General features: G+C 56.4%; 21 protein-coding genes and 1 pseudogene. 9 read left to right on the forward strand and 13 right to left on the reverse strand.

Annotated features, from left to right (window positions below; translation table 11 throughout):
- Window positions 1–1,671, forward strand: coding sequence for a fumarate reductase (CoM/CoB) subunit TfrA (tfrA, locus tag BW921_RS05845; RefSeq protein WP_148688956.1), 1,671 nt, complete (start codon window positions 1–3; stop codon window positions 1,669–1,671).
- Here tfrA and BW921_RS05850 read toward each other — a convergent pair.
- The 5 genes from BW921_RS05850 to BW921_RS05870 all read right to left on the reverse strand — a co-directional run bounded on the left by BW921_RS05850 (window position 1,646) and on the right by BW921_RS05870 (window position 7,026).
- The gene (locus BW921_RS05850; RefSeq protein ID WP_168168795.1) at window positions 1,646–3,223 is read right to left on the reverse strand and encodes an adenine deaminase C-terminal domain-containing protein; all 1,578 of its coding nucleotides are present in this window, start codon (window positions 3,221–3,223) and stop codon (window positions 1,646–1,648) included. The genes tfrA and BW921_RS05850 overlap by 26 nt on opposite strands.
- A 175-nt stretch (window positions 3,224–3,398) precedes the next feature.
- The gene (locus BW921_RS05855; protein WP_148688958.1) at window positions 3,399–4,529 is read right to left on the reverse strand and encodes a hypothetical protein; all 1,131 of its coding nucleotides are present in this window, start codon (window positions 4,527–4,529) and stop codon (window positions 3,399–3,401) included.
- Between the two features lie 144 nt (window positions 4,530–4,673).
- A complete protein-coding gene (locus BW921_RS05860) occupies window positions 4,674–5,678 on the reverse strand; it encodes a hypothetical protein (RefSeq protein WP_148688959.1) in 1,005 nt (334 codons plus the stop codon).
- Window positions 5,679–5,748: 70 nt separating this feature from the next.
- Window positions 5,749–6,729 (reverse strand): ketol-acid reductoisomerase, encoded by a 981-nt coding sequence (gene ilvC, locus BW921_RS05865; protein WP_236953728.1) that lies wholly within the window; start codon window positions 6,727–6,729, stop codon window positions 5,749–5,751.
- 12 nt (window positions 6,730–6,741) lie between these two features.
- On the reverse strand, window positions 6,742–7,026 hold the full coding sequence (locus BW921_RS05870) for a 50S ribosomal protein L14e (RefSeq protein ID WP_088335970.1): 285 nt from the start codon (window positions 7,024–7,026) through the stop codon (window positions 6,742–6,744).
- 26 nt (window positions 7,027–7,052) lie between these two features.
- Between BW921_RS05870 and BW921_RS05875 the strand changes: the two genes are divergently transcribed.
- A complete protein-coding gene (locus BW921_RS05875; RefSeq protein WP_148688961.1) occupies window positions 7,053–8,555 on the forward strand; it encodes a hypothetical protein in 1,503 nt (500 codons plus the stop codon).
- 11 nt (window positions 8,556–8,566) lie between these two features.
- Window positions 8,567–11,023: a DEAD/DEAH box helicase gene (locus BW921_RS05880; RefSeq protein ID WP_168168796.1), complete on the forward strand. Its 2,457-nt coding sequence runs from the start codon at window positions 8,567–8,569 to the stop codon at window positions 11,021–11,023.
- Here BW921_RS05880 and BW921_RS05885 read toward each other — a convergent pair.
- Both BW921_RS05885 and BW921_RS05890 read right to left on the reverse strand, forming a co-directional pair.
- On the reverse strand, window positions 11,012–12,289 hold the full coding sequence (locus BW921_RS05885; RefSeq protein WP_148688963.1) for a hypothetical protein: 1,278 nt from the start codon (window positions 12,287–12,289) through the stop codon (window positions 11,012–11,014). The genes BW921_RS05880 and BW921_RS05885 overlap by 12 nt on opposite strands.
- Window positions 12,286–12,627 (reverse strand): hypothetical protein, encoded by a 342-nt coding sequence (locus tag BW921_RS05890; RefSeq protein WP_148688964.1) that lies wholly within the window; start codon window positions 12,625–12,627, stop codon window positions 12,286–12,288. The genes BW921_RS05885 and BW921_RS05890 overlap by 4 nt, the downstream gene beginning before the upstream one ends.
- Before the next feature lie 44 nt (window positions 12,628–12,671).
- Between BW921_RS05890 and BW921_RS05895 the strand changes: the two genes are divergently transcribed.
- On the forward strand, window positions 12,672–13,538 hold the full coding sequence (locus BW921_RS05895) for a coenzyme F420-0:L-glutamate ligase (protein WP_148688965.1): 867 nt from the start codon (window positions 12,672–12,674) through the stop codon (window positions 13,536–13,538).
- On the opposite strand, the gene BW921_RS05900 is transcribed toward BW921_RS05895, so the two are convergent.
- Window positions 13,528–14,124, reverse strand: coding sequence for a TATA-box-binding protein (locus BW921_RS05900; RefSeq protein ID WP_168168797.1), 597 nt, complete (start codon window positions 14,122–14,124; stop codon window positions 13,528–13,530). The two genes, BW921_RS05895 and BW921_RS05900, sit on opposite strands and share 11 nt — an antisense overlap.
- Window positions 14,064–15,068 carry an anhydro-N-acetylmuramic acid kinase gene (locus BW921_RS05905; RefSeq protein WP_236953819.1) on the reverse strand — a complete coding sequence of 335 codons (1,005 nt, stop codon included), beginning with the start codon at window positions 15,066–15,068 and terminating at the stop codon, window positions 14,064–14,066. The genes BW921_RS05900 and BW921_RS05905 overlap by 61 nt, the downstream gene beginning before the upstream one ends.
- A gap of 93 nt (window positions 15,069–15,161) precedes the next feature.
- Here BW921_RS05905 and BW921_RS05910 point away from each other — a divergent pair, with 93 nt between their 5' ends.
- From BW921_RS05910 to BW921_RS05925, 4 genes are read left to right on the forward strand one after another with little or no spacing between them, the layout of a single operon-like run.
- On the forward strand, window positions 15,162–15,641 hold the full coding sequence (locus BW921_RS05910) for a 50S ribosomal protein L22 (protein WP_011019209.1): 480 nt from the start codon (window positions 15,162–15,164) through the stop codon (window positions 15,639–15,641).
- A gap of 13 nt (window positions 15,642–15,654) precedes the next feature.
- Window positions 15,655–16,338, forward strand: a complete 684-nt coding sequence (locus tag BW921_RS05915; RefSeq protein ID WP_148688967.1) for a 30S ribosomal protein S3 — start codon at window positions 15,655–15,657, stop codon at window positions 16,336–16,338.
- 3 nt (window positions 16,339–16,341) lie between these two features.
- Window positions 16,342–16,575, forward strand: a complete 234-nt coding sequence (rpmC, locus tag BW921_RS05920) for a 50S ribosomal protein L29 (RefSeq protein ID WP_198324572.1) — start codon at window positions 16,342–16,344, stop codon at window positions 16,573–16,575.
- A 19-nt stretch (window positions 16,576–16,594) separates the two neighbouring features.
- The gene (locus BW921_RS05925; RefSeq protein WP_088336504.1) at window positions 16,595–16,915 is read left to right on the forward strand and encodes a translation initiation factor; all 321 of its coding nucleotides are present in this window, start codon (window positions 16,595–16,597) and stop codon (window positions 16,913–16,915) included.
- On the opposite strand, the gene BW921_RS05930 is transcribed toward BW921_RS05925, so the two are convergent.
- The 3 genes and pseudogenes from BW921_RS05930 to BW921_RS05945 form a co-directional block, all read right to left on the reverse strand.
- On the reverse strand, window positions 16,908–17,612 hold the full coding sequence (locus BW921_RS05930) for a methyltransferase (RefSeq protein WP_168168798.1): 705 nt from the start codon (window positions 17,610–17,612) through the stop codon (window positions 16,908–16,910). The genes BW921_RS05925 and BW921_RS05930 overlap by 8 nt on opposite strands.
- A 200-nt stretch (window positions 17,613–17,812) precedes the next feature.
- A pseudogene (locus BW921_RS05940) lies at window positions 17,813–18,552 on the reverse strand (slipin family protein).
- Window positions 18,549–18,965, reverse strand: coding sequence for an NfeD family protein (locus BW921_RS05945; protein WP_168168800.1), 417 nt, complete (start codon window positions 18,963–18,965; stop codon window positions 18,549–18,551). The pseudogene BW921_RS05940 and the gene BW921_RS05945 overlap by 4 nt, the downstream one beginning before the upstream one ends.
- 59 nt (window positions 18,966–19,024) lie before the next feature.
- On the opposite strand from BW921_RS05945, the gene BW921_RS05950 reads away from it, so the two are divergent.
- Entirely contained in the window at window positions 19,025–20,329 is a 1,305-nt protein-coding gene (locus BW921_RS05950) for an NAD(P)/FAD-dependent oxidoreductase (RefSeq protein ID WP_168168801.1), read from the forward strand.
- A 1-nt stretch (window position 20,330) separates the two neighbouring features.
- On the opposite strand, the gene metG is transcribed toward BW921_RS05950, so the two are convergent.
- Window positions 20,331–22,337, reverse strand: a complete 2,007-nt coding sequence (metG, locus tag BW921_RS05955; protein WP_148688972.1) for a methionine--tRNA ligase — start codon at window positions 22,335–22,337, stop codon at window positions 20,331–20,333.

The following is a 22,337-nucleotide window of genomic DNA, read 5'->3' on the forward strand; positions in this document are numbered from 1 at the left end:
TTGGAACATCTGGAGTGTGATGTGCTCGTGATCGGAGGTGGCGGCGCGGCCGCCCGTGCGGCGATCGAGGCCGCCAAAAAGGGTCTGAACGTAGTAATCGTTTCCAAAGGTGCCATGGGTAGGAGCGGATGCACTGTTATGGCGGAAGGGGGCTACAACGCTGTCTTACGCACAACCGACCCGGATGACTCCTTCGACGCTCACTTCCGCGACACCGTCGAGGGGGGTGCCTACCTCAACGATCAGGACATGGTGGAAATCCTCGTACGGGAAGCACCTAAGCGCTTACTCGACCTGGAGAATTTCGGAGCCGTATTTGACCGTAACGAGGACGGCACCCTGGCCCAGCGCCCTTTCGGTGGTCAATCTAAGCCCCGTACTTGCTACGCCGGTGACCGTACTGGACACGAGATAATGATGGCGTTGCTGGACGAAGTTCGCCGCCTCGACGGTATCACCGTTCTGGAACGCACGATGGGGTACGGACTGATTCGGGATCACGACGGAAAGGTAGTGGGCGCGGTATGCGTGGACCTTCAAACCGAGGACGCCATCGTCATCACGGCCTACGCCACTGTTCTAGCCACAGGGGGCGCGGGTCAACTCTACCCAGTCACCACGAACCCTGTCCACAAAACCGGTGATGGGTACGCTATGGCCCTACGCGCCGGTTGTCCGCTCATTGATATGGAAATGGTTCAGTTTCATCCCACTGGAATGGTGTATCCCGATAGTGTTCGCGGAGTCCTGGTTACGGAAGCCGTTAGGGGTGAGGGAGGACGACTTTACAATGCCAGAGGCGAGCGTTTCATGAAGCGCTACGATCCTGAAAGAATGGAGTTGGCGACACGTGACGTCGTAGCTCGAGCTATTTACAAAGAGATCAAAGAGGGACGTGGGACAGAGCACGGCGGAGTCTACCTGGACGTCACTCACCTGCCCGATGAGGTGATAGAAGGGAGGCTTGAAACCACGTTCAAGCAGTTTCTGCGCGTGGGCGTGGACATTCGAAACGAGCCCATGGAAGTGGCCCCCACGGCCCATCATTTCATGGGAGGAATCCCGATCGACACTGACGGGAAGACGCCGATCCCGGGTCTCTTCGCGTGTGGTGAGGTGACGGGAGGCATCCACGGAGCGAACCGACTCGGCGGAAACGCCCTGGCCGATACACAGGTTTTCGGGTGCCGTGCCGGGAGGGCTGCCGCCGAACTCGCTCTGAAGTTAAGGAGACGAGGTCGTAGGATACAGGTGCGCGAGACCGACGCACCGGCTGTGGAGTCCGAGATCTGGTCAACCATCGGTCAAGAGGATACTATTCTAGTGCGCGAGAAACTCCGGAAGACGATGTGGGAGCACGTGGGTCTGGAGAGGTCCGAGAAAGGTCTTAAGACGGCGATCAAAATCCTTAATGAGCTTAAGGAGACCGTGGAGTCCGGTCTAGACGATGAATACGGATTACGACCGGTCTTAGAGGTGCGCAACATGGTAGAGGTGGCGATCGCCGTCGCGCGGTCCGCCCTCTACCGGACCGAGAGCCGTGGAGCTCACTACCGCTCGGATTATCCAGAACGCGATGACGAACGGTGGCTCCGTCACACGGTCTACAAGCCCGACGGATCCCTGACCACCCGTCCAGTTAAGATCACTCGACTGGATCCCCGTCGATGATTACGTCGACGAAGCGGATCTCGTCCGGCTCCACCTTTACTAACCCTCGATCCGTGAGCCTCAGTTCCGGTATAACCGGAAGGGTCACAAAAGAGAGAGCCTGGAACGGGTCCCAATCGACACCAGAACTAGATCTAATTAACTCAAGCACGTCCTCGTAGGATTTCTTCACCTCCTCAGGATCTGAGGAACTCATCAACCCAGCCACATCTAGTCGTACGAACTCGGCTCGGTCTCCCGCGACGGCCCCTACGCACCCTCCCACTTCGAAGACGAGCTGCAGAGCCTTACGCACGTCATCGAGGCGTCTACCCGCGACCACCACGTTGTGTGAGTCGTGAGCTACCGTGGATACCAGGGCGCAGCCGAGCTCCTCGAACCCTTCTACGAACCCTATCGACCAGCTGCCCTGCCCGTATCGGTCCGACACGACCAGAAACGCCACGTCGTCGTCTTTCACTACACCGTCCTCGACGGTAACCTCTCGTACGATCTCTTCCGTGCGGATGGAACCTCTCACAAGTCCGATGCACCTCACCTCGTATTTTCCGTCCTGAAACGACACCTTCCTGGGGTTGACGGAGAGTTCGACGTCGGGTAATTCAGCCTCCGCGTCTCGGAACCGAACATGTTCCGAACGTTTGCCACCGATCCACACGTCCGTGAGTTCCATGCTCTCGTCGAGATCTTCGACCACCACTATGTCGGCGTGGAACCCGGGTGCCAAACGTCCTGATCGTAAGCCATAACACAGTGACGGATTCAACGTGACCGTGCTGAGGGACTCCAACGGATCGAAACCGGCCTCGATTGCACGCCCCACCATTTTCCGGAGTGATATTTCGTCCATGTCCTTAATGTGCAGATCGTCGGTGACGAAGCACACACCACGGAGATCCTCTAACGTCTCCAGTGCTACTTCCAAGTCCTTCGAAGATGAGCCCTGTCGGACGAAGGTCCAGATCCCGAGCTCCCGCCTTGAAATGAATTCTTCCGCCGTCGAGCACTCGTGATCTGTCTCAGGGCCGGCCGCGAAGTATCGCATCGCTTCGAACCCTGTGAGGCCTGGGGCGTGTCCGTCTACCGTCAGGCCGTACAGATTCTTCAGCCCGATGAACCCGTCCTTTTCTCCCTCCATGACTCCAGCGACGTCCATCAACTCTCCTACGGAAACTACCATCGGATGGCTCGCAAACCTTCGAGCCACGTCGACCGTAATCTCGCCTTCCACAGTCTCATAGGGAGGTCCTAGTGCCGGGACGCACGACGGTAGCGCGATATAGAACTTAAACGGTAGTGCCTCTTCCGCTGTCTTGACGGCCCATTCAAGTCCGAGCTCGCCTGAGACGTTCACGACCTCGTGAGGGTCCCAAACGACGGCCGTAGTACCTTCACGTACTACGATCTCGGCGTATCGGGCCGGCCTCAGTCCGGAACTTTCCACGTGGACATGAGCGTCCACGAACCCAGGGCAGATGATCCCGTCGACGTCGATAACATCGGCGTGCTCGGGTTCATCTCGCGTCACTCCGAGCAACCTACCTCCGTTCAATATCACATACCCGGTTCGAATTTCCGAGAACCAAGGGTCGACGAATCGACCTTGGAAAGCTCGCGACTCGTTTCCCCCCGCGAGTACAGCGGGGAGGTAGGCGCGCGGGATCACGGTCGGGCCACCGACGGCCCTCTCACCCGCGCACCTGTGGCCCGGCGGAGCCCACGCGGGATCATCCTCGGGATTCCCGCGTCCCCCGCGCCGGTTCGACCGGGCCATGGTGCTCGGTAGGGAATGAGGCATATGAACTTACCGCTAGTTTCCTCAGATTCCAAATGTACAGGCAGGAAGTCACCAGAAAGTGGTATAAGATCGAAGTTTCTAGTAGGTACCTCGCGGCGGCGTTTCCCATAGAGAGATCGGTGGTAGGTGGTGGTGGGATGAACAACTCTCTGATATCGTACCGGCGCCCGTCCTCCGCGTTGTAGTACTCCTTCATAGTTGCTATGGACACCGCTGAGGCGGTGAGAAAGTAAGCGGCCGTCGAGAGAACCATAGCCCCTTGCTTCCACGATATCAGGCACACCATCGGACACCCGACAGCCCAGTAGTTCGGGTTCACCACTTTGGAGAACGCTAACAACGCTAGTCCGATGCACCCGGCCGCGAGTTCTGGGTTCCCTCGCGTTGCCAGTGGGGCGACGACGGAGAGCATCCCGACGGCGTCTTCGAGCCCTGGACGCCATGTTACTAGGGTCCAAATGGAACAGTTCTGAGGAGGACGTTTAGCCTGAAAGATTACGACATCGTAGATGAAGTCCCAACCGTTAGCGACGAGGTAGGGTCCGCATATTAGTACGGAAGCTAGGAGAAACGTGGGGATCGATTGCCGCCGGAGGAACGGAAGGGCGACTATACCTGCAGTTGGTTTCATCCATAACGCCGTCGCTGCGCACAAGCCGGCCAGCTTACCTTCACATACTGCGGTTGCCAGCGCCGGTACCATCGAGATAGTGTCCAGTTGCCAGAACACACACGGATACGCCATCGAGGCGGCGGCTATTAACATCCCAACTTTTCCAACCCCGGCCCACCGGATCAGGTAAATGCACACTATGGCGCCGAGCCATGTCGGCATCTTCCACAACACTCGGAACTCCCAAGTGTGAGGGCTAAGCCCCAGCATGTTGGTGCCGACGTACCACACGAGGGCGGGTAACAGCGATCCTAGCGGGGGATAATGGACGTCAGTCGCCGAGTAATACGAGAGGGGATGACTGCACACGACAGGGCACCAGCGCATCCACTTCTCGAAGTCCGGCGCGTAGACTACCGTCAACAACCACCATAGCATATCCTTCATTCCGCCACCTCCGGATCAGCAGCTCGTGCCTTCCTCATCCGGCTCGGCGAAGGCCAGAATCATCATCCCTCGAGTAAAACCATGTAAGAATTGTTATGATTTCGATAACAATTCCGGCCTGAGGGCGTAAGAAAATGTGGTGGTTTAGGCGAGGTACCCCGCTATCGGCGAGGCCAGCATCGTCAGCAGCTGGTCCAGAGCCTTGACCACTGGCGCCACGATCTGCGCTGCGGTCGCTACGCCCTTGTCGGCCAAGTGTCCCAGCACCGTACTTACAGTCGGTAGCGCTAGGCCGATCGCGCTGGCCACTGATACCTCGGCCGTACCTCCTAGCCCTAGATCTTCCGCGATGTCTACGATTAAGTCACTGAACGGGCTGCCCACCATGTACAGCAGCGGCGCTACCACCGCGCCCGCCATAGTGCCCACGTCGAGCATCGACAGCGTGTTCGGCATCACGTTGTGGTCTAGACCCCAACCCGCCAGCAGGTCGGTTGCCAGCACCATCGCCGGTAGAACGGCGCCTACGTCGTTCTCAGCGAACTCCCTGAGTCCTAGGTCGTCCAGGAAGTTCTGTAGGTCCGTCTTGTAGCCTAGCATGTCGCTGAGCGGGTATCCCATGAACGGGTCCAGTAGCATCAGCGCTGGCACCGCTAGCAGTAGGTCCTTGACCACGGCTCCTGCCAAGTGTGTCGGGATTACCGGTTTCGGAGCTACTACGGTCACCTCGACGCTCTGCGTGGCAGTTCCACCGGTGATCCCGTACTGCGGTAGGTCCGGGAACTTCGCGGTCACGGTGATCGTGTGCTTACCTTCGGTTAGTTTCAGGGTCGCGCTCACGGTCCGGGTGTCTCCGAGCTTGTACGGCGGGTTGATCGTCTTCGTGTCGACTACCTGCCCGTCGACCGCGAACGTCACCGTGGTTGGAGTGCGCTTGATCGTGTACGGGTAGTTACCAGTCCATGTGATTGTGGCCGTCACGGTTACATCGGCGGTCGTCTGATTCCTCTCCAGCTGCACTTGAGTTGGCGCCTCTACGGACTGGATTTGCGGCTTGATGGTGTACTTACCTGGGTAGGCTTTGGCTTCGGCGCCGCCTACTAGGGCGACGGCCAGCGCCACGGCCAGCGCCAGAAGCACACGTTTCACGGCGGTTTCACCCCCGCCACCGGTGTGAACGGGACGTTATATTACCTTTTTGGGAATTTCCGATATAGACTTAGTCCTCAAACCCCATCATCTTCCTCAATCGCTCACCTACCTTCTCTATTTCGTGGTTCTCTATCTTCTCCCGGAGACGCTTCATGACGATACGACCGGACTCGTTTTCGAGCGTCCACTCGCGGGCGAATTCGCCACTCTGGATTTCCTCCAGCACCTTCCGCATCTCACCCTTGTCGATGATCCGTTTACCTCTGGTGAGCCCGCCGTATTCGGCGGTGTTGGAGACGTTATCGAGCATTCCACTGAGGCCTTTCTCGTAGATCAGGTCGACGATGAGCTTCAGCTCGTGTAACGTCTCGAAGTAGGCGACCTCGGGTTGGTAACCCGCTTCGACCAGGGTCTCGAACGCGTAGAGGATCATGTACAGGACTCCGCCGACGAGATCTACCTGCTCGCCGAAGAGGTCGGTCTCCACCTCCTCCCGGAACGTCGTCTTGATCACGCCGGCGCGGGTGAACCCCATCGCCTTGGCCATTGCGAGGGCTAGGTCCATCGCCTCACCGGTGTAGTCTTGATGTACTGCTACTAGGGCCGGAGTGCCGAACCCCTCGGTGTACAGCTTGCGTACCATATGTCCCGGCCCTTTCGGGGCCACCAGGATAACATCGACGTACTCCGGAGGCTCGATGAGACCGTAGTGGATGTTGTAGGCGTGGCTGAAGCTGAGCACGTTCCCCTTCTCCATGTTGTCATGGATGTGCTCGCGGTAAACCTGCGGCTGTACCTCATCGGGTATCAGTATGTGAACCACGTCGCCTGCCTCGGCGGCTTCCGAGATCGGTAGCACTTCGAAACCGTCCTTCTTGGCTCGCTCCCAAGACGGTCCTCCCTCACGTACGCCGATGATAATGTCTATACCGGAGTCTCGGAGGTTCTTCGCTTGGGCCTTACCCTGCGACCCGTATCCGATCACAGCAACCGTTTTGTCCTCGAGGGGTTCGAGAGAGGCGTCCTCATCGCCGTAGATCTTGGCCACCATATGGCCCCCTCACGATCCACTCACTATGCCTTCCTTCATGATGTCCAGGAGGCCGGCTTCATCCAGCGCTTCCTTGACCTCCTCGTCGGACGCGCCCCGGTCGATGTCGACTTTCTCTGGTGTCGGTTCCAGGTGCTTGATGTTACAGCGGCGACGCTTGACACCTGTCACGTCCTTAGGTCCTGTGATAATCACGAAATTCTCATCAACGATGTCCACTACGACGCAGTACCTGCCCGCCTCTCTACCCGCAGTTTTCACGCAGATCCTTCCCACCTCGATCGGCGCCGGCACGCAGATCACCCCGGGGAGTTCGTCGATTGGCGACAGTAGTAATGAAGATGCTGATCGCGGTCGCCTTAATCGCCGGCTTAACAATATTATCCTTGTGCGGATACGAATCGGTCGCAAAAGCTCCCACGTGGAAGGACGCAGAGCGCGCCTTGTATCACTACGGCTTATGCTTGGTACTGTCAGCGTGTTCGATTCGGCGGGTTCCAGGGTACTCGTCCGTGAACATCCTACTACATGGGTACTCCGGGACGTCTCCTTCTCCGGTTCCACTTCGGTGGTGGCTCGCATGGCAGACGGCCAAAATAGTAGGCCTCTCCACACTGCTTTCCGGGTTTCCAGCCCTGGAGGTGTTGAGATGGGTACTCTCCGGCGATCCGAGCCGATGGGTGCTCGCCGCGGCGGTACTGTTCGGGCCTGTTTTTAAGGTCCGAGTGTTCATGAGTGTGATGTCTCAATTAGCCGTTACCATACTTGACGTCTCCGAGTATCGAGTCGACAAGAGACTCCTACAGTCCGCCTTGGTTTCTCACGGACTACGCACTGCCTCGTTGCTCCTCGTATACTTAGTCGTCGTATTGATCACGTACCCCGTTATCTCATTGTGTCTTCTTCCAATGATCATCACACTAGGCTGGATCGTCTGGTACCTACACAAGATGTCGCGTCTGCCGTGGAAGGATCACACCCAGGTGTGTCGAGTGCTCAAAAACCGTCTCAAGCCCATCTTAGTGAGTTCCCTACTACTCTGCTCCGTGACCTTCACCTTAGGCCTGACTACGGATCACTTCACTAACGTCAGTATCCGGATCTGGGAGTACGTCTCGGGAGAGCACGTCAGACAAGTCCACACTCTCGTACCCGCGGTGCTCTTGGATCAAACCTCGCTACGGCGAATCGCAGAGACACACCGGACGGATACGTCCTTCCTAACCCTGGACGCACTGCAGGATAGAGTGATCGTACTCATAGGCGAGGGAGGTGATCAGGCTATCGCTATAGATCCGAGAACCGGCAGATCTTTGGGATCACGGAAGTTACCACCTGAACTTCGCGAGTCGAGCGTCGGGGCTCTAACCGAGGACCTGGAGTACGCTTATCCGTATTTCCGGGCTGGATTGCCCGTACTGTACTCCGGTAAGCTGACGATATCCGGATGGGTCGTCGCCGACGTTTGGATACCGTTCGCCGGCTATACCCTGATGATCCCCGAAATCACGTTAGAGGTTCGGAATAAGAGGTTCAAACCCACCGAAGCTCCGGCGTTTCCCGGCGTTGATTGGGGCGTCACTTGGTACCCCGCACGTTTGGACGGTCGGATTGTTCCCGTGGTGATCCCCTCGACGATCTGCTTCACTAGTTCAATCAGAGTGCCCGGAAGCCTCGTAATATCCCTGCATGGGCCTACCGCGGTTCGAGTATGGCTTCACCAGCCCTGTTTCATCGAGATCGAGCGTGGTCGTGTATACGTATTGAGACCGGAGTACTATCCGGATGGTACCTTGATGAAAGTCGAGAAAATCCGAGTGTAGGGGAAACGAACGTGATAATCGCAGTGTTCACGGAGTACAAGGGTGGAAAGCTTAGGTTCGTGTTAGCAGAGGGTGATCCGGAGGACGGTGCCGAGATATCGATCGAGGGTCACCTGGAGCTCTCCGGAAGCGGTGAACCCGTTCGGGGAGTTTTGGAAGGAGAACCAACGCCACCCGCCCGCGTGTTAAACGAGCTACGGAAAGCTGGTATGAAAATCGCCCTCCCCGACGTTGCGAAGGTGGCCGATCGAGTTATGGGGGAGAAAACTGAGGTTAGGGAACTCTGTCGGAGATGCCTCGCGTCCGATCGAGTGACCGTGTTGAGGGACGGGTACCGGTTCGGTGAAGTCGAGGTGTGCGAGCGCTGCGCCCGTGAAATTCTGGAAGAGGAGTTGAGGTTCCGAGTACCCGGCTTTTCCCAGACTCTCCTCGAAAAGCTCGAGAGATTCTTACATGAGCTCCGTGACATAGATCGTGTCGTGGAGATGGTGGACCCGGCGTTCGATCCCGCCGAGGAAGAGGATAAGACGCGATGGGAGGTGGTGGAGGCCGAAGACGAGGAGGAACACCGTCTCCCACTGACCGAGCTCGACATCCCGGAGGAGCTGCGTCGAGTTCTCGAAAGGATTGGGTATCAGGAGCTAACCCCGGTCCAGACGAAATGCGTTGAGCGAGGACTCCTCGAAGGTCAGAATCTGCTGGTAGTCTCTCCCACGGGTTCCGGTAAGACGCTGGTGGCGGAGCTCGCCGGACTCACCGAAGTCCTCCGAGAAGGTCGTAAGATGGTTTACCTGGTGCCGCTGGTGGCCCTGGCGAACCAGAAGCACCGGGAATTCACGAAAAAGTACGGACGACCACTAGGGATAGGAGTCAGGCTACAGGTCGGCGCGGCGAGATTGAAGGAGTTTTCCGGACCCGAACGTGGTCCGTCGCCATCTAACGCCGACATCATAGTCGGCACCTACGAGGGATTCGACTTCCTCCTCCGAACTGGGACCATAGACCCTGACGATATCGGCGTCGTAGTCATCGATGAGATACATACGCTGGCCGACGAGAGAGGTCCACGCCTTGACGGTCTCATATGCAGGCTTAAGACACTGACCGATGCGCAGTTGTTGGGCCTCTCGGCTACCGTGGGGAACCCAGAAGAACTCGCCGAGTACTTGGATGCTAAACCGATAGTTCACAACCGCCGCCCTGTACCCCTAGAGTACCACCTCGTGATCAATCAGGATCGTCGACAGAAGTGGGATAGAATCGCCAGACTCATGGAGTCGGAATGGGAGACCGAGTATTCCACGGGGTATAGGGGTCAGACTATCGTCTTCACGTATTCGCGCAGAAACACCCATCGATTGGCTGATTTCCTCAGCGAGAGAACGGGACTAGATGTCGCCCCTTATCACGCGGGACTTCCCTACGACCGACGCCGCTCCATCGAACGTGCTTTCGAACGCGGTGAACTAGCCGCAGTCGTGACCACGGCAGCCCTTGGGGCCGGCGTGGATTTCCCGGCTTCGCAGGTTATCTTTGAGAGCCTGGCTATGGGCATCGAATGGCTCACACCGCGCGAATTCCAGCAGATGGCTGGTCGTGCGGGCCGACCCGGATACCACGACCGTGGTAAGGTCGTTCTGATGGTCGAGCCGGGTCGCCGTTACCACCGTTCCCAAAGTGAGACCGAGGATAAGGTAGCCTTCACGCTCCTCGAGTCCGAACCGGAACCCGTAGAAGTCGAGTACGATGACGAGGACGAGAGAGAGCAAGTGCTCGCACACCTCGTCAGCGGAGCGGTGAAGTCTCCGGGCGAGCTCGAGCGCGTATGTGACGAATCACTGGGCTTCGCTGGGGATCCGATGCTTAGGATGAAAGAGCTTCGGGAGATGGGTTTCGTCGAAGGGTTCGAGCCTACAAATAAAGGTCGTGTCGCGGCTCGCTACTTCACGGGTCCCAAGACCGTCCACGAGCTGTCCGCCAGGGCGGGCTCGGATCCACTTAGGGCGGTCGCCTCGGTACGTCCGTTCGAGAGGTTCCAACTGTCACCGTCAGTCAAGCGTGCGGTGGAAAGGGTCACCCGCATGTCAATTCCATCGAGACTGGACGACGCTCTGAGCGTGATACACTCGGAACGGAAGGAGGTGATCGAAAGGCTTCCGCCGAAGGAGAAGCAGAGGTTGGTCTCGCTGATGAAGGAGTTGGATTGTGGATGTAATGCCTTCCCTCACTGCGAGCACGTCAGCCAGCGCGCGTCGGAGCTCGCGCTGAAGGTGCGACTCGAAGGGAAATCCGTGTACGTCATCCCCAGGGTCCTGGAGGACAGATACGGAATAACGGCGTACCCTACCGACATCGCGGACTGGTTGGAGGAGGTCGTGCGGCTCCTGGAATGTGCCAGTGAGATAGTGGGAGAGCCGGGGATGGCGGCGGCTGCTGAGGCACTGGCCGATCCGTGGTCAGAACGGTAGCGGTGGTGGTCCGACTCTACCCTGCTGCAGCACATTAAGCGCCCGCCTCAGTTCTTCCTGTGGCTGTACTGGACTTGGTACGGAGACACCGAGGCTACGAGCCATCAGAGCTAACTTCGACAGCCTTTGAATCAACCTGTTGAACGAGTTGACTGTATCCATCATCGAGATAATAGTCATCATCGCACCCATCACCCGAACTACAGGTTCATATCGGACAACGATACCATTAATAGTCGAAATAATTTCAGACTTTAAGTCCTTTAGAGCTCTCTCTACGCTCTCCTTGGAAAGCCCTAAATCGGTGGCCTTCTCGGCTATAGGTCTCAAGGCGTTTATCGTACTGTCCACGATAGCTTCCGCGGTTTCCTGAACGAACTTCGTGGGATTCATAACGGCCTTGAGCCCAAGCATGGCGTCATTGATTTTGTTTACGATCTCTCGTACATCCGATAGAATCCCGAACACGTCCGGAACCATTGGTGTTAACAATGCTTCAACCCATCGCTTTATGCCACTGGACGGGCTGATGCCTAGGTATCGAGAGATTGAGTTACAGACGTCTGATAACATCAGGACCACAGGGTTCGTTCTTATCCCGTTGAGGAACGTCGCCACCGCGCTCGCTACTTCGAGCTTCTCGTCTCGTGGGATTTGTGCACCGTATCCCACGATCTGTATGAACGAGTCGATCAGTGGTACGACGTCATCCGCGTCTACAGGTTCCGACCGCAGCTTAGCGATAAGCTTGCAGGCCTGCGTCATGTAGTTCTTGAGAGCGTCTGGCGGTACGTTCAAGTTCGCGGCTACAGGTTGCAGCATCGATTGTAACGCGAAATTCATACCGACGGTCACTGCGGCGTCGAGGCAAACTCCAGTCCAGTACGTGAACGACGACAACTTCCCGTACGTGGTGTTGAACTCGTACGCCAGATAGTAACGTATCGGCGCGTTATAATCCACCGCGGCAGCCAACGCCAGTGCTTCTGCTCCCAGTTGGGTGAGGTCAGCACCCACCTCCTGAGCGCTTGGACTGGGGATCATGCAGAGAGTTGCTCCCACCGCGATGTAACCGAGTGCTTTAGGTGCCACTTGATGGAGCAAGGTTCCCGACGCTTGCAGCGTCTGCCCAGGTTGTGTCACTCCTTCTTGCGAGGTCCCCGCCGGCTTCGCTACAGCCGTCCCTTCCGTCACCTCCGTCGCCGCTGCGGGGGTCGTGATGAGCGCCGCCAGTACCAACAATAGGGAGATTACCGGCTCCCTCACGACCCCCCACCCTCCCTAAGAATACTTAGTAGTCTACGCATGAAGTCCGCCGCCCGTTCGCCTTCGACCTTAATACGTCCCTTCACCCGGGTGTCGAGGACCCTCTTCTCGAACTCCAGCGTGAATCCAGTGTCTTGGAACTCACCCGATGCACTGATCTCGTACCGATCCTTCTCGTCCCGCACCCTGAAACTATACGAATCACCTTCGAGTTTGGCTTCGGTTTCTAGGTTTCGGATTAAATCCAGAGCTTTCAACACTAGCTCTTCGGTTACCTGGAAACCGAGTTCGACCACCTTCTCGGGCGTTAAGTACTTCTTCGCGAGCCTGTCGATCAAGTGTCGCAACCCCCACGTAACGAAGTCGTCGGTGGTCGCCGATAATGTCCGACGCCCAATACAGGTTGATCCCAGTTAAAAGCCGTTACTGGAAGGTGGGATCAGGAACCGTCGGGAACGCGTTGGAAGCGTTACGTGGGATCGAACTTAAGGACGGGGACGTCCTGCTATTGTCGGAGAAGGCTGTGGCCGTCGCCGAGGGTGAGCTCATTGACGAGCGCGGGTACGAACCGGGCGTACTGGCACGATTCTTGGTAGTACTCTGGATGAGGATATTTTGGGGTAGGATCCTAGGACCCTTGTTAGGCCCTCTCATGGATCCTCCGATGCGTACGGAAACGATCGAGAACTTGCGTAACTATCCGTTGAAGGACGGATCCCGGCACAAGCAAATGATCCTAGAGGAGTTCGGTCTGCTGCATGCTTTGGAACCTGCGTCCGAGGCGGGTTGTGATGTCGGGAACGTGCCTGGGTACTACGCGGCCCCGGTCCCCAAGTCCGCGGATCGAGTGGCGAGGGAACTCCGCGAGGAACTCCGCCGTCGTCGGGACGTCGACGTGTCAGTTGTCGTCGGCGATACGGACAAAACGTATGAAATTCTCGGAATACTGTTCACCACGGTGGCGAGGGCTCATCCAGACATCGTTGCGGGTACCGGGGTAATCGGTTTTCTAGTGGGTAGGTTACTGGCCAAGACTGTTGGCCCGACCCCCATCGCTATAGCAGGGAATGTTTCGGTGCGGGAGGCCATCAAGTTACTGGACATGGCCGAAGACGTGCGGACGAAGGGGGCGGGCAGGACGGTCTATGACGCTTTGGAAGAAGTGGGCGATCCCGAATCGCTGGATGAAGAGTTCCTGAACGGATTCGATCACGTCCCGATAGTGATAGCTCGGCCCATCACCCCGTAAGTTTCAGCCCGTACTTCTCGATCTTCTCTGCGATCTTCTTCACGGCCTTCTCAGGTTCCTCTTCGGTCTTAGCCCCCGTACATACGGCCTTACCGGAGTAGAACAGGAGCATCGCCACCGTGGGTTCCTTCAGTCTCAGCACCAGCCCTGGGAACTGCTCCGGTTCGTACTCTATCCCTTCGACGTCCTCGTCTCCCACCAAGACTTCCGCGATCGTGTCCAGGTCCAGTGGTACGTGGAAATCGATCGACGCTACTATGTTCTGGATCTCCACTTCGGGTTCTCCGTGGAACTTCACCCCGCACTTCTTCTCCAGGTCTTCCCTAACCCTCTCGACGCTTTTGTAAATCTGCTCCCTATTCTTAGCACCAGTGCACACCATTTTCCCGGATCTGAAGATCAATACCACGGTACCGATGTCTTCGAGCCTGTACACGAGTCCCGGAAACTGTTCCGGTTCGTACTCCCCATGTAATATCACGGAGCACTCGTCCAAGTTCACTTCTCCTTTGAGGTCGACGGATGCTACGATGTTCTGGATCTCCACTTCTGGCTCTGGTACACCCTCCTCACGCCTTTCCGCCACGTCCGACTCCCCCCCTCACACGGTAATGCCGGAACGGGTTCTCCCTCCAGGTACCGGAAGCCTAGGAGGCATAAGCCTCGAACTTCCAACTCTTCACCGGCGAAGATCGAGACGTCTCCCTCCCAAAGCTCCGACACCCTCCGCTTTAAGAGTTCGTTTTTAACACCACCCCCGGAGAGAATCAGCAAGTTCATGCCGTACTGTGCCGCGTTAATGACGATAGTCTCCGCCACGATCTCTACCAGGGTACGGAGTACGTCTTCAGCTGGCGCTTCGGTATCTCGAATGTGGCTTCTCAGGACTCGTTCTTGTTCCGGCGGAACTGGGGCTAGGCTACCTCTCACACGCCCGAAGACGGGTTTCCCGTCGACGTCGACACTTTTCAACTCCCTTCGAAGGTCCTCGTCGACTTTTCCCTCAGCGGCTTTCCTGCCACCTTCATCGTATTCCTTCCCTAGTAACTCACGTGCGGCCAAGTCGAGCGGGAACGTGCCGACGCCGACCACGGCTTCCTCGAAGTCGGGCCTTCCGTCCTTGATCGGAGTCACTACAGCCATTGCTCCTACGTCCACATGTACGCAGTTCGGATACTCCTCCGCGACGCAGTACGGTGCACCTACCGCGTCCCCGTCGGGTGCCCCCCAGGGGTCCCCGTACACTGCCAGCGTCGGTACACCCGTCTTTTCGTGGATCATGGGTCCGAGGATCAGTCCGAGTTCATCGACGATAGTCCCCACAACCACGAGGTCTGGATCAACGCGCTGCACACGCTCGATTACTCTGGGGGCTATCTCCTTCCGCAGTGCACGTCGGCTCTCCTCCAGCGTGAACACGCACGAGATCTTGCCGAAAACCCCTTCCTCCCGCGCTACGATCTCCCAATCCCCGTCTTCATTCATAACACAGTAATCTGTCCCAGTATTCCCAAGCTGAATCCCAAGCACACGCGTCAACGTCGACCCCCCGACCGTCTCCCGATGACGATTTAAGAGCACCCGGGCGCCGGCGGTGAATCCGGAAACGGGGGGTACTGGATTATGCCGAAGACCAAGCACTGGCACTACTCAATCCCACCGGAAGAGCTTGACGATGAACGGACCGCGAAGGCCTTCATACGAGAGCTGAGGATCTCCCCGAAGCACGCACGTGAGATATGCCGGGCAATCCGCGGGATGCCCTTAGACAGGGCCAAAGAGTTCCTACGTCGAGTGATCAGGAAGGAGGAAGCTGTACCGTTCAGGAAACACAAGAAGAAGGTGCCGCACCGTCGGCAGATACGGCCCGGATGGGATGCCGGTCGATTCCCTGAGAAAGCAGCTCGTGAGATCCTACGCGTCCTAGAGCACGCGGAAGCTAACGCCGAGTACAAGGGGTTAGACACGGACCGCTTGTACATAAAGCACATAGCGGCGCACAAGGGTAGGGTGATCCGAGGTTGGATACCGCGCGCCTTCGGTCGCGCGACTCCGTTTAACACTCCGACGACTCACATCGAGGTGATCCTAGAGGAGCGGTGAGGGGACAGTATCCATGGTTATGTACGGCGAGAACGTGCCCGTGCACAAGAAGTTCGTGCAGTATGGAATGCTTAAGACTGAGCTGGATGAATATCTAGAACAGGAACTAAACCGTGCCGGCTACGGTGGGATGAGACTACAGCGCGTACCCAACGCCACTAAGATCATCGCCTACGTCGAGAGACCCGCTATCGCGATCGGTCGCCGTGGTCGCAACATTCGGCGGGTGGAAGAGGAGGTTCAGGAGAGGTTTCCCCTTTTAGGTCGAGTGTCGATCGAAGTGAAGGAGCTACCGAGTCCGGAGTTGAACCCACGCGTGGTGGCCAGGCGTCTAGCTTCGGCACTTGAGCGCGGTATCCACTTCCGCCGTGCCGCATACGGTGCGCTACGTCGCATCATGAACGCTGGAGCTAAGGGTGCAATGATAATCCTATCCGGTAAGCTCATCGGTGCTCGCGCTAGGACGGAGAAATTCGTGGAGGGAGCCGTGAAGTACTGCGGTGAGCCAGGTGACGAGTACATGATCGAAGGTTACGTACAGGCAGTGACTAAGCCAGGTGCCATCGGTGTGACGGTTCGAATCATGCCGCCCGACGTCGAACTGCCGGACGAGCTGGAGATCAGACCACCGGAGGAGGTCGAGGACGAGCTGAAGGAACTCATCGGCAAGCCAGAGGACGAAGCTGAGGGGGCGTAAATGTTGGGTAAGTTTAAGCTAAGACCTGACGAAATCAGGGAAATGACACCCGAGGAGCGACGGGAAAAACTCAAAGAGCTCAAGGCGGAGTTACTTCGGGAGATGACTTCGAAATCGATCTCAGGGGTTCCGGACAATCCTGGCAGGGTAAAAGAAATAAAGAAGAACATCGCAAGAATACTGACGATAGAGAGGGAAGAAGAGTTGCGCAAGATCCGTGAGGAGGAAAAGGGTTAGAGGGGAACTCGAAGTAGAGATGCAGGAAGACGACATCTGTCCGGTTTGCGGTCTTCCCAAGGAACTTTGCGTATGTGAGGAAGTCTCCAAGGAGACAGTTGAGAAGATCAAAATATACGCTGAGCAGGTCCGGCCAGGTAAGGTAGTGACTATCATAGAGGGCTTAGATGGCGCCGGTATCGACTTGCAAGAACTAGCCAGTAAGCTCAAGCGTGAGTGCGCCTGCGGTGGTACAGCCAAGGAGGGTAAGATAATCCTGCAAGGGGACCATCGTAACAAGGTCCGAGAATTCTTGATTAAGAAGGAAGGATTCTCAGAGGATGCCATCGAAGTCACGTGATCCCCATCAAAAATGCCCTTCTGCCAGATACCTCTTCTGGGAATGCCACTCCTACGTGGACTTGGTACCCGTGTTCTTCCAGGAACTTCCCCCTCATTCTACACACTTCAAGCTGATACTCGACAGGACCCTCCGCTTTCTTGAGTAACTTACGGACTCTCTCTATACCCTCATCTACACCGAGTTCCTCCACGATCACGCGAGGGCTGGCCCTACCGTAGCAGCAAGGTACAACGAGCACTAGGTGTGCGTCCGAGTCCACGGCCAGCTCGAGGAGCCTATCCGTGAGCGTACCGCACAGGTGTAACCCCACGACGACATCGGGGTCGTTCGGAAGACCATGCTTCGCTGCCTCGTGAAGGTCGTTGACTTCGAATTCCAGGTTGTCAAGTCCCACTGACTCGACGTAGCGCTCAAGCTCCGTCCAAGTCTTGAACTCCTTGATGTCGAACCCGAGCACGTCACAGGATGGAGAAGAAACCGCGAGTGCCGTCGTCAGTGTCCCGCGGCCGCACCCGCAATCTACTACCGTGTCCCCTGGTCTTAGCCTCGAGCATAGCAGCGTTAGCATGGCCTCAATTTGCTTCTTCTTCCTCCATGCGTCCCGACCGGACCTCGGAAACGCACATCTCGGTAGATACAAACAGCTCATGCCGTGGGGGGTTCGATACCTTAACTCCAAGTCCTCTTCCCACACCCCCAGACCCTGTGGAATTAGTCGGCAAGAAGTTCAGAGTAGTGAGGGCGAACTCCCGGACTTACCTTGGGATATCAGGCCGCGTGGTCGGCTTCACCAAGAACTGTCTGGTCTATGATGACGGTAGCGGTGATCAGAAAATACTCCCTCTTCGCCACATCGTGTTGGAGGTGGAAGGACTGCGCATGGATGGCCGTGTGTTACTCATGCTTCTTCAAGAGCTTTAACAGTTCGATCGGTACTGGAATTACTATGGTGACGTTCTCTTCCGCCGAGATTTCGGAGAGTGTCTGAAGGGTTCTCAGTAAGCCTGGGTTCACCCCCTAGGACTTCCGATGCCTTCCGTAGATCTTGTGCGGCCTGTTTCTCCGCTTCCGCTTGGATTATCCTGGCTCGACGATCCCGTTCAGCTTCCGCCTGTCGGGCTATCGCCCGTCTCATCTCCTCGGGTAATATCACGTCGCGGATCTCGACACCGGTGACGTAGATTCCCCATCCCTCCGTCTTCTCGTCTACGATCTCCCGAATACGTTCGCTCAGCTCCTCCCGCTTCGCTAAAAATATCGTCCAAGTCAACTTCGCCGAGCACAGATCTCAGTGTGGTTTGCGCCAAGTTGAACACTGCTTCTCCGTAATCCTCGACGTTCATCACGGCGGAGGCAGGATCCACCGCCCGATAATATATGACAGCGTCGACCTTGATCGGTACGTTATCTTTGGTAATAACCTCCTGGGCCGGTATGTTCTGTGTAACGACCCGAAGATCGACCTTGATCATCTTGTCGATGAACGGAACGATGAAGTTAAGACCTGGTTCCCTGATCCCGATGTACCGCCTGAGTCGCAGGAGCACGCCTCGCTCGTACTGATTCACTATCCGAACCGAAGCCGCCAGCACGAGAAGGGCCAGTACTCCTCCAACCACTATCGATACGATCAACGCTCCCCGATTTTCTTCGGCTTAACCACGAGTTTATTACCTTTTACATCCAGTACGACCACTCGCTCCCCCTGCCGTAACTTGGTCTTAGAGACTGCCCTCCATGGTTCTCCACGTACTTTCACCAATAGTGGGTCCTTTCGGATTACGATGCCTTCATCCCCTTTGAGCTCCCTGACGCTCTTCAGAAGAACGTTGTCGCTTTCTTCCGTTCGCCTCAGAACCGCCGCCACCTGCATGAGGAGGACGAACACGCCGGGTGGAAGTGCGGCAACCAGATATTCCGTCCCTATCAGGTACGCTCCGACCCACGCGCATACTATCCCTACCGTGGTCACTATACCGGTGTTAAGTACGCAATCTAGAACTACCAGCACCACGCCCGAAATGAGGAGACAGAGCTCTTGAGACAAGGTGTCTACCCCTCCGGAACTATTCTTCAGATCACGTGATATTCGAGCGGGGGAGCCACGTGGACGTAGTGATCGGCGCGGGACCTGCCGGCCGCACCTACGCTATGATCCTCGCCGAAGCTGGGCGCGAAGTGTTGCTGCTTGACAGAAACGGAGAGGAAGGAATCGGTGGTAAATGCCTGAACGAGGCATGTGTCGTACTCGGCGCGTTGATCGAAGCCGCTAGACTCGTCGTGTGGGCGAAGCTCGGTATTCCGGGAGTGGAGTTGGACGTCGGGGACACCGACTTCAGGCGTCTAACACGGTCCATAAGAAAAGTCGTAGAGACCATACGACAACGGCTGATCAAAGAGACCAAGAGAACCGGTGTTGAGATTCGTCGGGCTGAAGCAGTGAAGGTGGACGAATCGCTCAACGTCCACACCAAAGACGGTGACGTTCTCGAAGCCGATAGAGTGCTGATAGCCACTGGTTCCCGACCGGCGATTCCCGAAGTAGAAGGGATGGATTCGGACGCCGTATTCACTTTTCGGGAAATTTTAGAAATGGAAGTGCCCTCAGAGCTCTGCGTAGTCGGTGAAGGTGCGACGGCCCTTGAATCCGCCTTCGCTTTCGCTGCTCTCGGGTCCGAAGTAGTTCTGGCGTACAGGTCTAGGATACTACCGAATGCTCCGGAGGAAGTACGTCGAGAGATCCTCAAGGATCTGGAGCTCGTAGGTGTCAATGCCGTCTGTGCGGGAGAACTTAGGGCGATTCGGGAGACTTCCAGTGGTGTGGAATGTAGGTTTGAGCGCGGAGCCACCGTGGCGGACGCAGTTCTACTCGCCACCGGCCTCGAACCCAACTCTGATGTTGCTGCCAACTCCGGACTTCCCTTACGGAAGGACGGGTCCGTCGTGGTGGATGATAGTATGAGAACGTCACGTGATGGGGTCTACGCTGCAGGTGACGTGACAGGGCCTCCATACCTGACTCCCGTTGCTCGGTACGAGGGAACGGTTGCCGCACTGAACGCGCTGGGCAAGGACGTCCGACGGGAGAATCCTCTAGCTCCTCGTGTGATCAGACTCTTCCGAGACTTCGGCCGACTGGAACTGAGGGGGATCGACTGGGAAGGCTCGCTCCCTGCACCGGTGGGTGGACCCGCGTTTTGGATGCTTCATCATGGTATCGGTGGTAAGATGGTGTGCAGGAAGCGCGGAGTTACCACCGAGGCGTTCATTGTAGCACCCAGAATCGCACCGATGCTCCCGTACCCGTGCTGTGTGGAGCCTGACTGGCGGTTGATCGAGGTTCATCCTACTCCGGATCCTATGATTGGACTGCTCAAGCAGCTGGGGCTCCGTAGGACGCTCGGTGAATGAGTCATCTGATCTGCTCTCCGGGCTCCACTTCCCTCTTACTTTCGTCGATAGTCAACAATGCGGGTTCGTCCCCAACGGCCAGTATCATCGCTTCCGACCGTACGCCAAACATCTCTTTGGGCTGGATGTTAGTTAGCACGACCACCTTACGTCCGACGAGTTCCTCCGGCTCATACGTAGGGTACAGTCCGGCTACTGCTGTTACGGTACGATCCCCGACATCGATCCGGAGCTTGATGAGTCGATCAGATCCCTCGATACGTTCCGCTTCTTTGACCTCGCCTACCCGCAGGTCCAATCGATTGAACTCCTCGAGCGATACGTACTCATCGTCCGGCCCTTCGGACTCTCCTAATTCTTCCGGCAGTAACGCCTTAGCTTTCTGAAGGTCCTCCTCCGTTACCTTCGGGAAGATGGGTTCAGGCTTCGGGATTTCCCTAGCTTCTACGTCCTTCAAGGCTTCTTCCCAATCGACATCATGTACGGAGTCCTCATAACCGAGGCTTTGCCACATCTTCTCCGCACTATCCGGAAGGAACGGGGCTAACATTATAGCTAGTGCTTTCACGATCCTAGCGCACCCACGTAGAACCTCGGCACAACGCTCTGGATCTTCGTCCTTAAGTTTCCACGGTTCATGTTCTTGGAAATATTCGTTCCCAAACTTAGATAGACGTAATACTTCAGTGAGCGCCTCCCTGAATCGGAACTTCTCCAGATGTTTCGTCACGCGCCGGTGAGTTTCTTTTATCCTGTCGACTATCTCCTGGTCAGTCTCGGCTTCGGGGACGTTCCCGTCTAAGAATCTGTAAATGAACGATAGCGTGCGATACACGAAGTTGCCTAAGTTAGCCACTAACTCGTTGTTCACACGGTCTCGGAAGTCTTCCCATGAGAAATCTGCATCCCTAGTGAGAGGGCTTACCACTATGAGGTAGTATCGTAGTAGATCCGCGGGGAACAACTTAGTGAAGTCTCTAACCCACACTACCCAACCACGACTTGTACTCATCTTCTCTCCTTCTAGGGTCAGATACTCACCAGCTACGATAGTGTATGGAAGAGTCGCTCCGACGCCAATGAGCATGGCTGGCCAGAACAGAGCGTGATGGATTATTATGTCCTTACCGATGAAGTGAACTATTTTCGTATCTTCACTAAACCAGTAGTCTTTCCAGTTCTGGCCTGTTCTATTACAGTATTGTTTTGTGAACGTTACGTACCCTATAGGGGCATCGAACCAAACGTAAAACACCTTATCTTCGTATCTTTCCAGAGGAACGGGTACTCCCCAATCTAGATCACGTACTATATCCCAATCCTTAAGTCCTTCACGGACCCATTGGATGGCGTAATTACGTACGTTCTTAGGTAGATTATCATTGGACTTTAACCACTTTTTCAGATCTTCCTCGAACTCACTGAGCTTGAAGAATAGGTGCATAGTGCGCCGGACCTCTGGCTTCGATCCACAAATGACACACCTCGGCTCTTTGAGCTGTACGGGCTCCAGGTAGCGACCGCAAGCCTCGCAATGGTCGCCTCGGGCACCTTCAGCACCGCAGTAGGGACATACTCCTTCGACGTACCTGTCCGGTAGAGGTCTTTCGCACTCAGGACAGTAGAGCTGTTCGACCTCTCTTTCCTCTATGTACCCCTCCTCGTATAATCTCTTGAAAAACCATTGTGTCATATCTACGTGGTCGGGATTGAATTCGCGACAGGTGCATGAGAACTCGTCGAAATGAATGTTCAATCGCTCTAGATCCTCTTCGATCATCTCATGATATTTTTCCACGATTTCCTCGGGATCCTTCCCCTCGAGCTCGGCCTGTAGCGCTATAGGGACTCCGTGATTGTCAGTCCCACCGATGTGTATGGCGTCGACGCCACGCATTTTGAGGAACCTCGTGTACACATCTGCGGGAAGGTACGTACTCCTAACGTGGCCGATGTGGAGCGGGCCGTTAGTGTACGCCAGGGCCGTAGTTACGAGTACCTTCTCCAT

It is taken from the genome of Methanopyrus sp. SNP6 (genome assembly GCF_002201895.1).
Classification (GTDB): Archaea; JAADCQ01; Methanopyri; order Methanopyrales; family Methanopyraceae; genus Methanopyrus.